This is a genomic window from Chitinimonas sp. (genome assembly GCF_041904975.1).
Taxonomy (GTDB): domain Bacteria; phylum Pseudomonadota; class Gammaproteobacteria; order Burkholderiales; family Chitinimonadaceae; genus Chitinimonas.
Genome location: NZ_JAYRLZ010000108.1, coordinates 1 through 13,525 on the forward strand (window position 1 = coordinate 1; position 13,525 = coordinate 13,525).

Annotated in this window: 13 protein-coding genes; 11 read left to right on the forward strand and 2 right to left on the reverse strand. The window is 60.5% G+C overall.

Translation table 11 applies throughout. The features are described from left to right. Positions 1-990, reverse strand: a 990-nt coding sequence (gene argS / locus ACE3OH_RS11690) for an arginine--tRNA ligase (RefSeq protein WP_374352497.1), incomplete at its 3' end; no start/stop codon positions are given. A gap of 166 nt (positions 991-1,156) precedes the next feature. Then, positions 1,157-2,467: a 3-phosphoshikimate 1-carboxyvinyltransferase gene (gene aroA / locus ACE3OH_RS11695; RefSeq protein WP_374352500.1), complete on the reverse strand. Its 1,311-nt coding sequence runs from the start codon at positions 2,465-2,467 to the stop codon at positions 1,157-1,159. A 164-nt stretch (positions 2,468-2,631) separates the two neighbouring features. On the opposite strand from aroA, the gene cmk reads away from it, so the two are divergent. From cmk to aspS, 11 genes are all read left to right on the forward strand, one after another. Further along, a complete protein-coding gene (cmk, locus tag ACE3OH_RS11700) occupies positions 2,632-3,321 on the forward strand; it encodes a (d)CMP kinase (protein ID WP_374352503.1) in 690 nt (229 codons plus the stop codon). Positions 3,322-3,482: 161 nt separating this feature from the next. Continuing rightward, a complete protein-coding gene (gene rpsA / locus ACE3OH_RS11705; protein WP_374352506.1) occupies positions 3,483-5,183 on the forward strand; it encodes a 30S ribosomal protein S1 in 1,701 nt (566 codons plus the stop codon). A 24-nt stretch (positions 5,184-5,207) separates the two neighbouring features. After that, positions 5,208-5,495, forward strand: coding sequence for an integration host factor subunit beta (locus tag ACE3OH_RS11710; RefSeq protein WP_374352512.1), 288 nt, complete (start codon positions 5,208-5,210; stop codon positions 5,493-5,495). Positions 5,496-5,643: 148 nt separating this feature from the next. Next, positions 5,644-5,958: a lipopolysaccharide assembly LapA domain-containing protein gene (locus tag ACE3OH_RS11715; protein WP_374352515.1), complete on the forward strand. Its 315-nt coding sequence runs from the start codon at positions 5,644-5,646 to the stop codon at positions 5,956-5,958. 17 nt (positions 5,959-5,975) lie between these two features. Further along, positions 5,976-7,139, forward strand: a complete 1,164-nt coding sequence (lapB, locus tag ACE3OH_RS11720; RefSeq protein ID WP_374352518.1) for a lipopolysaccharide assembly protein LapB — start codon at positions 5,976-5,978, stop codon at positions 7,137-7,139. 95 nt (positions 7,140-7,234) lie between these two features. Further along, positions 7,235-7,930: an orotidine-5'-phosphate decarboxylase gene (pyrF, locus tag ACE3OH_RS11725; protein WP_374352523.1), complete on the forward strand. Its 696-nt coding sequence runs from the start codon at positions 7,235-7,237 to the stop codon at positions 7,928-7,930. Positions 7,931-7,956: 26 nt separating this feature from the next. After that, positions 7,957-9,270: a UDP-glucose/GDP-mannose dehydrogenase family protein gene (locus ACE3OH_RS11730; protein WP_374352526.1), complete on the forward strand. Its 1,314-nt coding sequence runs from the start codon at positions 7,957-7,959 to the stop codon at positions 9,268-9,270. A 77-nt stretch (positions 9,271-9,347) separates the two neighbouring features. Continuing rightward, complete coding sequence (rfaE1, locus tag ACE3OH_RS11735; protein WP_374352537.1) at positions 9,348-10,301, forward strand: D-glycero-beta-D-manno-heptose-7-phosphate kinase; 954 nt, start codon at positions 9,348-9,350, stop codon at positions 10,299-10,301. Positions 10,302-10,450: 149 nt separating this feature from the next. Further along, a complete protein-coding gene (locus tag ACE3OH_RS11740; protein WP_374352529.1) occupies positions 10,451-10,726 on the forward strand; it encodes an FmdB family zinc ribbon protein in 276 nt (91 codons plus the stop codon). 24 nt (positions 10,727-10,750) lie between these two features. Further along, complete coding sequence (locus ACE3OH_RS11745) at positions 10,751-11,425, forward strand: DUF502 domain-containing protein (protein ID WP_374352531.1); 675 nt, start codon at positions 10,751-10,753, stop codon at positions 11,423-11,425. A gap of 113 nt (positions 11,426-11,538) precedes the next feature. Further along, positions 11,539-13,329 (forward strand): aspartate--tRNA ligase, encoded by a 1,791-nt coding sequence (gene aspS, locus ACE3OH_RS11750; protein ID WP_374352534.1) that lies wholly within the window; start codon positions 11,539-11,541, stop codon positions 13,327-13,329. The last annotated feature ends 196 nt before the right edge of the window (positions 13,330-13,525 follow it).

Consider the following 13,525-nt stretch of genomic DNA (forward strand, 5'->3'; position numbering starts at 1 on the left):
GTCGAGCCGGAGTTCACGCGTACGGAAGCGGATAGCGCCCAGATCAGTCGTCGAATACAAATAGCCGCCGCCCTGCTTCTGGATGATGTAGGCAGCTGGCTGGCCTTCCTTGTTTTTGAACTCATCAAGGAATACCACTTGCGCGCCCTGATCTTCGGTAAGCAGGCCTTGCGTGCGCAGCTCGTTCACCAGCACCGGTAGGTCGACATTGTAAAAACTCTCACCGCGCACCGCCGTGCGGTCAAGCAGCAAGCCGAGCTGGCGCCACAAGGCTTCGGCGTGGTCGAGCGAAATCTCGACGAACTGTCGCCACAAGGCCAGCACTTCCGGGTCGCCACCTTGCAGCTTTACCACATACTCACGGGCCATATCAGCAAAGACGGGGTCTTCGTCGAAATGCTTCTTCGACTGCTTGTAGAAAGTGTCGAGATCAGCAAGCGCCACATTGGCCTCACCGGTCTTGCGTGTTTCCACCATATAGGCCACCAGCATGCCGAACTGGGTACCCCAGTCACCAACATGGCTTTGCGGGATCACCTCGTTCCCCAGGAAAATGTGCAGGCGTGCCAAGGCGTCACCGATAATGCCACCACGCATATGGCCGATATGCATTTCCTTGGCCAGATTCACCGAGGAATACTCGACCATCACCTTTTTGCGCGGCAGTGCTGCCACGCCAAGGCGCTCATCCTGCAAGGCAGCTTCGACCCTTTGGGCCAGAAAGCCGTCAGCGAGCTTGATATTGATAAAGCCAGGGCCGGCAATATCGAGGCTGGCGGCAATGCCGGCCAGATCGACAGCATCGATCACCTTCTGAGCCAGCTCGCGCGGGTTGAGCTTGAGCGCCTTGGCGGCGCCCATTACCCCATTCATCTGGTAGTCGCCAAATTCGGGGCGGCCGGCAACTTGCACCAGGGGCTGGGCATCCGGCGCGCCGACGGCGGCAAGGGCGGTGGCAAAGCGGGCATTCAACAGGGGAAGCAGGGACATGGTGGTTTCAATGCAATGCTGTGCGTCCCGCAGCGAGGGGCGGGGCACATGGGTGTAGGGGTGTTGGCGGCGTCCCCGCGCAGGCCCTCTCCCGGCAAGGAAGGGGACGAGCCGCATGATAGATCAAGCCGCCTATTCTATCGGCCCGGCTGCGACTCACCAATGGCTATCGCGCAATGGTGGCCAGTACGTCGAAGTATTCCGGGAAGGTTTTCGACACGCATTTCGGGTCATTGATGCGGATAGGCGTGCCGCCAAGCGCCACCAGCGAAAAGCACATGGCCATGCGGTGGTCGTCATAGGTATCGATGACGGCATCGGGTGTCAGCTGCGCTGGCGGGGTGATGCGCAGATAGTCGGCACCTTCCTCGACGACAGCGCCGACTTTACGCAATTCGGTGGCCATGGCGCTGAGGCGATCGGTTTCCTTGACTCGCCAGCTGGCCACATTGCGGATGGTGGTGGTGCCGTCGGCAAACAGGGCCAGTACGGCAATGGTCATGGCGGCATCGGGGATATGGTTGAGGTCGGCATCGATGGCGCGCAGCTTGGCGCCTTGGGCCACGCGCGGGCCGGTCGCTTCGATCCAGTCCTCGCCCAGCGCGATCAGCGCGCCCATCTGCGCCAGGGTGTCGGCAAACTTGATATCACCCTGGATCGAATCGCGACCTACGCCTTCCACCCGCACCGGGCCGCCGCCGAGTGCGCCGGCAGCGAGAAAGTAGGAGGCCGAACTGGCATCGCCCTCGACATGGATGGTGCCGGGGCTGCTGTAGATCTGCTGCGCCGGCAGGTGAAATTCGCTCCAGCCGCGACGCTCCACCTGCATGCCGAAACGGCGCATCAGGTTCAGGGTGATCTCGATATACGGCTTGGAGATCAGCTCACCAGCCACTTCGATCAGCGTATCTTCACGACTCAAGGGCAGTGCCATCAGCAGCGCGGTCAGAAACTGGCTGGATACATCGCCGCGCACACTGGTACGCAGGCCGGGCTGCTCATTGTGCTGGTTCTGCCACGGTTTGATGGCGAGCGGTGGAAAGCCGGGCGTGCCAAGGTAGTCGATCTGGGCGCCCAGGGTGCGCAAGGCGTCGACCAGATCGCCAATCGGGCGCTCGTGCATGCGTGCCACGCCCGATAGTTGGTAGTGACCCGTCATCAGCGCCAGGGCGGCGGTGAGCGGGCGGAAGGCGGTGCCGGCATTGCCAAGGAACAGCTCGGCATTCGCCACCGGAAAGCGCCCGGCCACGCCGTCGACCACATAGTCGCGCTCGCCCTCCTGTTGCCAGTTCACCCCTAGTGTTTGCAGGGCTTCCAGCATGCGCCGGGTATCGTCCGAATCGAGCAGGCCGCGCACCTGGGTGCGCCCATCGGCCAATGCGGCCAGCAGAAGGGTGCGGTTGGAGATGCTTTTTGAGCCGGGCAGGCGCACTGCACCGTGAGCGACACTGCAAGGGGCGAGATCGAGAAATTCCATGGCGGTATTGTTGCGCTGCAAGATCGGCCGGGCAGTGTAGCCGCTGCCGTGGCGTTCGGAAAAGCTGACGTGCGCGGAAAGTAAGGCTGCCGGGTTCGACTTTATGGCAGCGACGCGGCAAAATCGCCGCCGTTTTGCAACCTGCCGAATGACTGGAGCCCGCCATGACTGAATCCACCATCCCCGTGATTGCTATCGACGGTCCTTCCGCATCCGGCAAGGGAACGGTGGCTGCACGCGTTGCCGCCAAGCTCGGTTGGCATTACCTCGATTCCGGCGCCATTTATCGCCTGACTGCGCTGGCGGCGATACGCCGTGGCCTGTTGCTCGATGATGAGGCCAGTGTGGCGGCGGTAGCGGCAGAACTCGATGCCGCCTTTGTCGAAGGGGTGATTCTGCTCGATGGCGATGATGTAACCGATGCCATCCGCTCGGAAAGCGTTGGCGATGGCGCTTCGCGTGTCGCAGCCATGCCCGAGGTGCGTGCAGCGCTATTGCAGCGCCAACGTGATTTCGCCCGCTCGCCCGGGCTGGTGGCCGATGGACGCGACATGGGCTCGGTGGTGTTTCCCGGTGCGCCATTGATGGTTTTTTTGACCGCCAGCGCGCAGGAGCGGGCGGAGCGCCGATATAAGCAGTTGATTGCAAAAGGGGAATCGGTTAATATCCGGCAGATTTTGCAGGACATCGAGCAGCGCGATGCGCGCGACAGGGCGAGAAGTGTAGCGCCCTTGCAGCAACTGGCCGGAGCCCATCTGCTCGATACCACCCAGCTGAATATCGAACAAGCCGTTCAGCAAATTTTGCACTGGTGGGATGAGGTAAAGCACTCCCCGCTTTCGGTGCAAGCGTAATACCGGTTTTAGGCAGCATCGCCTGCAGGTGCAGGCAAACCGGCAATCGTCGCCAGATCGATTGTCGGCATCGGTGCCGTTTCCAGCGCAAGGCTGGATACGGCTTTTTTCAACGAGACCCCACAGGCAGTACACGTGGGCTTATATCTGGACACTCTGAAATGACTACCGCTGTTTCTTCCATGGAAAGTTTTGCCGCCCTCTTCGAGGAAAGCCTCGCGCGTCAGGAAATGCGCACCGGTGAAGTGATCACCGCCGAGGTTGTTGCGGTTGAAGACAAATTCGTTGTGATCAATGCCGGCCTGAAGTCCGAGTCGCTGATCGACATCAACGAATTCAAGAATGACCAAGGCGTGGTTGACGTCAAGGTTGGCGATTTCGTGCAGGTTGCCATCGACAGCATCGAAAACGGCTTTGGCGAGACCAAGCTGTCCCGCGAAAAGGCCAAGCGCCTGGCCGCCTGGATCGACCTGGAAGATGCGCTGGAAAAGGGCATCATCAAGACCGGCCTGATTTCGGGCAAGGTCAAGGGTGGTCTGACTGTCATGATCAACGGCATCCGCGCCTTCTTGCCGGGTTCGCTGGTCGATATCCGTCCGATCAAGGACACCACCCCGTTCGAAGGCAAGGACATCGAATTCAAGGTGATCAAGCTCGACCGCAAGCGCAACAACGTCGTTGTGTCGCGTCGCGCCGTGCTTGAAGAAACCATGGGCGAAGAGCGCGAAAAGCTGCTGTCCACCCTGTCCGAAGGCGCGACCGTCAAGGGTATCGTCAAGAACATCACCGACTACGGTGCGTTCGTGGATCTGGGCGGCATCGATGGCCTGCTGCACATCACCGACTTGGCATGGCGTCGTGTGAAGCATCCGTCGGAAGTGCTGACGGTTGGCGACGAAGTGACCGCCAAGGTGCTGAAGTTCGACCAAGAGAAGAACCGCGTATCGCTGGGTCTGAAGCAGCTGGGCGAAGATCCATGGGTGGGTCTGGCTCGTCGCTACCCGCAAAGCACCCGCCTGTTCGGCAAGGTCACCAACATCACCGACTACGGTGCATTCGTTGAAATCGAACAAGGTATCGAAGGTCTGGTCCACGTGTCCGAAATGGACTGGACCAACAAGAACATCCACCCGACCAAGGTTGTCCAGCTGGGCGACGAAGTCGAAGTGATGATCCTGGAAATCGACGAAGACCGTCGTCGTATCTCCCTGGGCATGAAGCAGTGCATGTCCAACCCATGGGACGATTTCCAAGCCACCTACAAGAAGGGTGACAAGATCCGTGGCGCCATCAAGTCGATCACCGACTTCGGCGTGTTCATCGGTCTGCCAGGCGGCATCGATGGCCTGGTTCACCTGTCCGACCTGTCGTGGAACCTGCCTGGCGAAGAAGCCGTTCGCAACTTCAAGAAGGGCGACGAAGTCGAGGCTCTGGTGCTGTCGATCGATGTCGAGCGCGAGCGCATCTCCATGGGCATCAAGCAACTGGAAGGTGATCCGTTCAACAACTTCGTGTCGACCAACGACAAGGGTTCCCTGGTCAAGGGTACCGTGAAGTCGCTGGATGCCAAGGGTGCCGTCATTGCCCTGAGCGAAGAAGTCGAAGGTTATCTGCGCGCCACCGAAGTATCGCGTGACCGCGTCGAGAACATCGCTTCGGTACTGAAGGAAGGCGACGAGATCGAAACCATGATCATCAACGTCGACCGCAAGAACCGCTCGATCAATCTGTCGATCAAGGCCAAGGACATGGCTGATGAATCGTCGGCAGTCAGCAAGCACGCTGCCGAAGCAGCCGGCAATGCTGGTACCACCAGCCTGGGCGCGCTGCTGAAGGCCAAGCTGTCGGGCAACCAAGAGTAAGTCGTGATGCCTTCTGGAAACCCGATGACCAAGTCAGAGTTGATCGCCAAGCTTGCGGAGCGTTACCCGCAGCTGGTGGCGAAGGACGCCGAGTTGGCCGTGAAGACGATACTCGATGCCATGGCAAGCAGTCTTGCCAGTGGTCAGCGGATCGAAATTCGGGGGTTCGGCAGCTTCGATCTGAATTACCGCCCGCCAAGAACGGGGCGCAATCCGAAATCGGGAACACGTGTCTCGGTGCCGGAGAAGTATGTGCCGCACTTCAAGGCAGGCAAGGAGCTGCGGGAGCGTGTTGATGTGCAGGACGAGTAATCGCCCCCACTGATTTGCTCCGCATGAGAAAACGCGGTGTCGCAAGACACCGCGTTTTTCATTGTCGGTACGTATTTGAACCAAACGTGGATGGCGGGGGGGGCCAGCATCCCTTAAAATGGCGGTTTCCCTGTCTGGAGGCCGTTCAATGCGCTACCTTGCCTGGTTCGTCAAGATCGCTGTCTTCCTGTTGCTGTTTGCCTTTACCCTGAAAAATACCGCGCCGGTGCATCTGTATGGCTTGCTCGACAGCCATTGGGAGGCGCCGTTGATCGTGTATCTGCTGGTGTTTTTTACGGCCGGCGTCCTGCTTGGCATGCTGGCCATGCTATTGCCACTTCTGCGTACGCGGCGCGATCTGGCGCAGGCGCGCAAACAGATCAAGCAGCCGCAAGCGGCCAGTACGCCATCCCTTACCCCCGACCGTGTCGAGCCGGCTCAGCCGCTTGATGCCGTCGTCTGAATCCGGAAAGCTGTTGCGTGGAAATCGAAGCCTGGTGGCTGATTCTTGTACCCCTGGTGTTTGGTCTGGGCTGGTTGTCGGCCCGGGTGGATATCAAACACATCCTTGCCGACTCGAAATTGCTGCCGCGCCAGTATTTCGAAGGCCTGAACCATCTATTGAACGAGCGCACCGACAAGGCAGTCGAGGTATTCGTCGATGTGGCGCGCCATCATAGTGAAACGATCGAGCTGCAGTTCGCGCTGGGCCATTTGTTCCGCCGCAAGGGCGAGATCGAGCGCGCCATCCGCATGCACCAGAAGCTGCTGGCCCGCCCGGAGCTGAAAGGCGCAGAAAAGCAGACCGCCCAGTATGAACTGGCGCTGGACTTCATGAAGGCCGGTCTGTTCGATCGTGCCGAGGAACTGTTTGCCCGGCTCGACGATACCGATCTGAGCCGCGCCGCCCGGCGCCATCTGCTTGATATCTACCAGCAGGAAAAAGAGTGGAAGCAGGCGATCAGTACCGCGCAACAGCTGCGCGATACCAGCCACACCTATCAGCACGAAATCGCCGAGTTCTATTGCGAACTGGCCAGCCAGGCCATCACCCGCTCGCAGCCAGCCGAAGCGCAGCAATACCTGCAGCAGGCGCTGGGCGAGCATCGCAAATGCGTGCGCGCCAATCTCTTGCTCGGTGACCTTGCCCTGGCGGAAGGTCGCGCCGAGGAGGCCATTGCCACCTGGCTGAAAATCGAATCGCAGGACCATCGCTTCCTGCCGTTTGCCGCGCCCAAGCTGCTCGACGCCTATGATCGCCTTGGCAGGGCGGAAGAGGGTACCAATCTGCTCAAGGGCTTTTTGAATAGCTACCCTTACCTCGATATGCTCGACCTGGTATACGAGCGCATCGCCCGGCAAAACGGTGTGGAAACCGCGTCGGACTACCTGAGTGAGCAGTTGCGGCTCAATCCCAGCCTGCCTGGCTATGCCAAATTGCTCGAGGCGCGCGCCATTACCGCCCCGGTGGAACGCAAGGCCGATATCGAAGGCCTGCGCAAGGTGATACTGGAAAACAGCCGCTCGCAAGCGATGTATCACTGCGCCGCCTGTGGTTTCAAGGCGCGCCAGTATTTCTGGCATTGTCCGGCCTGCAGCGAGTGGGAAAGCTTTCTGCCGGCACGTGGCCAACTCAAGCCCTGATAAGTCGCAAGGCGCCCGGTGGCGGCCTGTGCTGCCACTCACGCCGTAGCGGCCACCGCTACCCGTCAACCCGAATTCCCTACAGCAGGCCTACCGTGACCTACGACTCGAAAATCATTGTTGCCCTTGATTACCCCGATGCCAGCTCGGCACTTGCCTTTGCCGACCGGGTGCGGCCCGATCTGTGCCGGCTGAAAGTCGGCAAGGAGCTGTTCACCATTGCCGGGCCGGACTTGGTGCGCGCCCTGGTGGCGCGCGGCTTCGATGTGTTCCTCGACCTGAAATTCCACGATATCCCGAATACGGTGGCGCAGGCGGTACGCGCCGCCGCGCAGCTCGGCGTGTGGATGGTCAATGTGCATGCCTCGGGCGGCCGCAAGATGATGCAAGCCGCTCGCGCCGCACTCAGCGATGCGCCGCAACGACCCTTGCTGATCGCCGTCACCGTGCTGACCAGCATGGACGGCCATGATCTGGCAGAAATCGGCCTGTCGGAGCCGGCCGTACAGGTGCCCTTGCTTGCCAAGCTGGCACTCGATTGTGATCTGGATGGCGTAGTGTGCTCGGCGCAGGAAGCATCCATTCTCAAACGCATCTGTGGCCAGGATTTCAAACTGGTCACGCCGGGCATCCGGCCGGCCGGCAGTGCTGCCGGCGACCAGACCCGCATCATGACCCCGGAGGCGGCAGTCGCGGAAGGCGCTGATTATCTGGTGATTGGCCGGCCCATCACCCAGAGTGCGGATCCGCTGGCTACCTTGCTGTCCATCCAGGCCAGCCTTGGCGCCTGAGCGCCGCGAAATACGGAGAACTGTTGATGAAGCTCACCATTGTTGGGACCGGCTATGTCGGCCTGGTTACCGGCGCCTGCCTGGCCGAAGTCGGCAATGACGTGCTGTGTCTCGATGTCGATCCAGCCAAGATTGCCATCTTGCAAGGCGGCGGCATACCAATTCATGAGCCGGGTCTGCAGGAGATGGTCAGGCGCAATGCCGCAGCTGGCCGCCTGCGTTTTACCACCGATGTTGATGAGGCGGCCGCATTCGGCACCCTGCAGGTGATCGCGGTCGGTACGCCGCCGGGCGAAGATGGCTCGGCTGATCTGCAATACGTTGTAGCGGCGGCACGCGCCATCGGCCAGCGCATGAATGACTACAAGGTCATCATCGACAAATCCACTGTGCCGGTCGGCACGGCCGACCGCGTCAAAGCTGCAATTGCGGAAGAGCTGGCAAGACGCGGCGTCGAAATTCCCTATGCCGTTGTCTCCAATCCGGAATTCTTGAAGGAAGGTGCGGCCGTCGAAGACTTTATGCGGCCCGACCGAATCATCGTCGGCAGCGATGACGAGCGTGCCACCTTGCTGCTGCGCGCACTGTACCAGCCATTCCAGCGCAATCATGAGCGGCTGATCGTGATGGATGTGCGCTCGGCCGAGCTGACCAAATATGCCGCCAATGCCATGCTGGCCACCCGTATCTCATTCATGAACGAGCTGGCCAATCTGGCCGAGCGCCTGGGCGCCGATATCGAACTGGTGCGCAAGGGCATGGGGGCTGATCCGCGCATTGGCTATCACTTCCTTTACCCCGGCGTAGGCTATGGCGGCTCCTGCTTTCCCAAGGATGTCAAGGCGCTGCGCCACACTGCCAGCGAGCATGGCATGACGCTGAAAGTGCTGACAGCGGTCGAGCAGGCCAATGCCGAGCAAAAGCAGGTACTGCTGCACAAGGTGGTCAAGCACCTGGGCGAGGACTTGCGCGGCCGCCATTTCGCCTTGTGGGGGCTCGCTTTCAAGCCCAATACCGACGATATGCGCGAAGCGCCAAGCCTTGCCATTATCGAGGGCCTGCTGGCACGCGGCGCCACCATCACCGCCTATGATCCGGTGGCCATGGAGGAATCGAAGAAGCTGCTTGGCGACAAGATCGCCTATGCCAAGAGCCCTCTGGCCGCGCTGGGGCAAGCCGATGCCTTGCTGATCGTTACCGAGTGGAAGGAATTCCGCAGCCCGGATTTCGATACGATTCGCCAATTGCTCAAGCAGCCGCTGGTGATCGACGGCCGCAATCTGTACGACCCGAAGCTGATGCGCGAGCTCGGCTTCGATTACGACGCCATCGGCCGCTAGTCCATCCTTGCCACCCGGATGGGCGCAAGATGCGCAATGTGTATCCGGGGAGCGGTTTGCCCGCTTCCCGCCGTTTATTGGAAACAGCCGTGAAACACCAATCCCTACGTCAGTCACTTGCACAAGCCCGTGTCTTGATTGCCGGCGATGTCATGCTCGATCGCTACTGGTTTGGCGATGTCGAGCGTATTTCTCCAGAAGCGCCAGTGCCGGTGGCGCGGATTACCCGCGTCGAGGAGCGCGCGGGTGGCGCTGCCAATGTGGCGCGCAATATCGCAGCCATCGGCGGCAAGGCCACCTTGTTGTCGGTCGTCGGTGACGACGAGGCGGGCAGGGCGCTGGAACAGTTGATGGCTACGGCCGGCGTGCAGACCTTGCTGCATCGTGATGCCAGTATCACCACCACGGTGAAGATTCGCGCCGTGGCGCGCCAGCAGCAATTGATCCGGCTCGATTTCGAGTACAACCCCAGTCATGAGGTGCTGACCAGCACCCTGGAGGCGTATTTGCAGCAGCTGGCCGAGCATGATGTGGTGGTGCTATCCGACTATGGCAAAGGCGGCCTGACCCATGTCACCGCCATGATCGAAGCGGCGCGCGCCGCGGGCAAGCCGGTGCTGGTCGACCCCAAGGGCGATGACTACCGACGCTACCATGGTGCAACCTTGCTGACGCCTAACCGGGCGGAGCTACGCATGGTGACCGGCAGCTGGCGTGACGATGCCGACCTGTACGCCAAAGTCGAGGCATTGCGCCAGGATCTGGCACTCGATGCGCTATTGCTTACCCGCTCGGAAGAGGGCATGAGCCTGTATGAAGCCGGCGGCGCCACCCACCAACCCACCCTGGCACGCGAGGTCTACGATGTGTCTGGCGCGGGCGACACGGTCATCGCCACCCTGGCGGCCATGCTGGCGGCAGGGCAGAGCCTGCCCGAGGCAATGCGCTGGTCCAACCGCGCAGCCGGCATCGTGGTCGGCAAGCTGGGCACTGCCGTCGCAACGGCAGATGAGTTGTTTCATACGCAATAGCGCACTGGCCAGCCGGTGCCGGCGCGACACCGCAATCTTGAAAATTGCGATTCAAGCCGCAGCTACAATCACGCCCATGCTGCGCTGCGTTATAATGCCGCGCTTTCATTGGGTAACAGCCAATGACGCCGTGATTGAAGGAGCCCGCCATGCCTATTTATGATTTTCAATGTTCTGCCTGCGGTCATCGCGACGAGATCATGCGCAAGATCGCCGACCCTGCCGTAACCAGCTGCCCGGCTTGTGGTGCCAGCGATACCTTCAGCAAGATGCTGTCGGCCGCCGGTTTCCAGCTCAAGGGCTCGGGCTGGTATGCCACCGATTTCAAGGGCGGCGGCAATGCCAAGCCGGCCAGCACGTCTGCAGCCGCTGATGCTGCGCCTGCACCGGCCTGTGGTTCGGGTGCTTGCGGGCATCAACACTGAGTATTCCGGAGCGATAGAGCCACCATGCGTCGTTACTTCATAACCGGCCTGCTGATCTGGGTGCCGCTGGGTATTACCCTGTGGGTGATCAGCACGCTGGTCGGCGCCATGGATCAGTTGCTGGTACTGCTGCCGCAGGGCAGCCGTCCCAGCGACTTGCTGGGCGTGCATGTGCCGGGCTTTGGCGTGCTGCTGGCGATTGCCATCGTGCTCGGCACCGGCCTGGTTTCCGCCAATATCCTGGGCCAGCGCCTGGTGCGCTTCTGGGAGGATGTACTGGCGCGGATTCCGGTGGTGAAGTCGATTTACGGCAGCGTGAAGCAGGTGTCCGACACAGTTCTGTCCGACTCTGGCAACGCCTTTCGCAAGGCTTTGCTGGTGCGCTATCCGCATGGCAATGCCTGGACCGTGGCCTTCCAGACCGGCACGCCGGCCCGCGAGATCGCCTGCATGCTGCCCGAGGAGCATGTGTCGGTCTATGTGCCGACCACGCCCAATCCCACATCCGGCTTCTTTCTGGTGCTGCCCAAGTCCGAAGTGGTGGAGCTCGACATGAGCGTGGACGAGGCACTCAAATACGTGATTTCCATGGGCGTGGTGGCGCCAGCAGCCAAGCCGGAAGCGGCGGCGCTGTGTAAACCCATCATCCGCCCCAAGCCGGTCGATGCGGAACGTGTAGACGCCAATCTACCGGGTTAAGCGGCCTTGGCTGCTTAGCCCGTTAAATCTCCTGCCCCCCGATTTCGAGTTTTTCAAGCATTTACTGGCCCCTTGGGGCCGTTATCCCCATCTGGATTCTGACTGGAACGACCATGCGTACTGATTATTGCGGCTTGATCGACAAGCGTTTTCTATCCCAAATCGTCACCATCAAGGGCTGGGTTCACCGTCGCCGTGACCATGGCGGCGTGATCTTTCTCGACCTGCGCGACCGCGAAGGCCTGGTGCAGGTAGTGATCGACCCCGACACCCCGGAAGCCTTTGCCACCGCCGACAGCGTGCGCAATGAGTTCGTGGTGGAAATCAAGGGCCTGGTGCGTGCGCGCCCGGCTGGCACCACCAACGCCAACCTCGTCTCTGGCGAAATCGAAATCCTCGCCAAGGAAATCGTGGTGCTGAACACGGCCAACACGCCGCCGTTCCAGATCGACGACGAAAACCTGTCTGAGATGGTGCGCTTGCAGCATCGCGTTATCGACCTGCGTCGCCCGGCCATGCAGAAGAACCTGCGCCTGCGCTACAAGGTGGCCTTGCTGGTGCGTAACTTCCTCGACAGCCGCGGCTTTATCGACGTGGAAACGCCGATGCTGACCCGCTCGACACCGGAGGGTGCCCGCGATTATCTGGTGCCAAGCCGCGTGCACGACGGCCAATTCTTCGCTCTGCCGCAGTCGCCTCAGCTGTTCAAGCAACTGTTGATGGTGGCCGGCTTCGACCGCTACTACCAGATCACCAAGTGCTTCCGCGACGAAGACCTGCGCGCCGACCGTCAGCCTGAATTCACCCAGATCGATATCGAGACTTCCTTCCTGAACGAAGACGAGATCATGGACATCATGGAAGAGATGGCCGTGCACGTGTTCAAGGAAGCCATCGGTGTCGACCTCGGCAAGTTCCCGCGCATGGCCTACGACGACGCCATGTTCTACTACGGCTCGGACAAGCCCGATATGCGCGTGGACCTCAAGTTCACCGAGCTGACCGATGTGATGAAGGATGTTCCGTTCAAGGTGTTCTCGGGTGCCGCCAATATGGAAGGTGGCCGTGTGGTCGGCCTGCGCGTGCCGGGTGGCGCCACCTTTACCCGTAAGGAAATCGACGAGTGGACCACCTTCGTCGGCATCTACGGTGCCAAGGGTCTGGCCTGGATCAAGGTCAACGATATCAGCAAGCTGAACGAAGAAGGCCTGCAGTCGCCTATCGTCAAGAACCTGACCGAAGCCGCACTCAAGGCCGTGATCGAGCGTACCGGCGCCCAGAATGGCGACATCATCTTCTTTGGTGCCGACAAGACCAAGGTAGTGAATGAAGCCATCGGCGCGCTGCGTATCAAGGTGGGCCATGAAAAGGGCGAGGCCGGCGGCTTCTTTACCCGCGAATGGCGCCCGCTGTGGGTGGTCGACTTCCCGATGTTCGAATACGACGAGGAAGACAAGCGCTACACCGCTTGCCATCACCCGTTCACCAGCCCCAAGGTGGAGCATATCGACTTCCTCAAGACCGACCCGGCCAAGTGCAAGGCCCGTGCCTACGATATGGTGCTGAACGGCTGGGAAATCGGCGGTGGCTCGATCCGTATCCACCGCGCCGATATCCAGTCGACCGTGTTCGATGCCCTGAACATCGGCCCGGAAGAGGCGCAGAACAAGTTCGGCTTCCTGCTCGACAACCTGGCCTACGGCGCGCCACCACATGGTGGCTTGGCCTTCGGTCTGGACCGCCTGGTGACTTTGATGACCGGTGCCGAGTCGATTCGCGACGTGATCGCCTTCCCCAAGACCCAGCGCGCCCAGTGTCTGCTGACCAATGCGCCGAACGAGGTCGACGAGAAGCAATTGCGCGAGCTGCACATCAAGCTGCGCAATCCGCCGCAAGTGGCTTGATTCGCTCGTATTGCCAACAAAAAGAACGCCCACGGGCGTTCTTTTTTACTAAATAACATAAAGTTTTTCTTGTGACGATTGTTCTATTTTTCCTTCTCCACCTGACCGCGTGGATGGCGCTCGGTTACTGGTCAGGTTCTATAAAGGTAACTAGGAGCTTAAATGTTTCAGATCAATTTCCGCCCCGAAGCGCATT

Excerpts from the sequence above, each read along its gene's own strand:
- aroA (WP_374352500.1), bottom strand. The coding sequence starts at position 2,467 with ATGGAATTTCTCGATCTCGCCCCTTGCAGTGTCGCTCACGGTGCAGTG.
- cmk (WP_374352503.1), top strand. The coding sequence starts at position 2,632 with ATGACTGAATCCACCATCCCCGTGATTGCTATCGACGGTCCTTCCGCA.
- rpsA (WP_374352506.1), top strand. The coding sequence starts at position 3,483 with ATGACTACCGCTGTTTCTTCCATGGAAAGTTTTGCCGCCCTCTTCGAG.
- ACE3OH_RS11710 (WP_374352512.1), top strand. The coding sequence starts at position 5,208 with ATGACCAAGTCAGAGTTGATCGCCAAGCTTGCGGAGCGTTACCCGCAG.
- ACE3OH_RS11715 (WP_374352515.1), top strand. The coding sequence starts at position 5,644 with ATGCGCTACCTTGCCTGGTTCGTCAAGATCGCTGTCTTCCTGTTGCTG.
- ACE3OH_RS11730 (WP_374352526.1), top strand. The coding sequence starts at position 7,957 with ATGAAGCTCACCATTGTTGGGACCGGCTATGTCGGCCTGGTTACCGGC.
- ACE3OH_RS11740 (WP_374352529.1), top strand. The coding sequence starts at position 10,451 with ATGCCTATTTATGATTTTCAATGTTCTGCCTGCGGTCATCGCGACGAG.
- ACE3OH_RS11745 (WP_374352531.1), top strand. The coding sequence starts at position 10,751 with ATGCGTCGTTACTTCATAACCGGCCTGCTGATCTGGGTGCCGCTGGGT.
- aspS (WP_374352534.1), top strand. The coding sequence starts at position 11,539 with ATGCGTACTGATTATTGCGGCTTGATCGACAAGCGTTTTCTATCCCAA.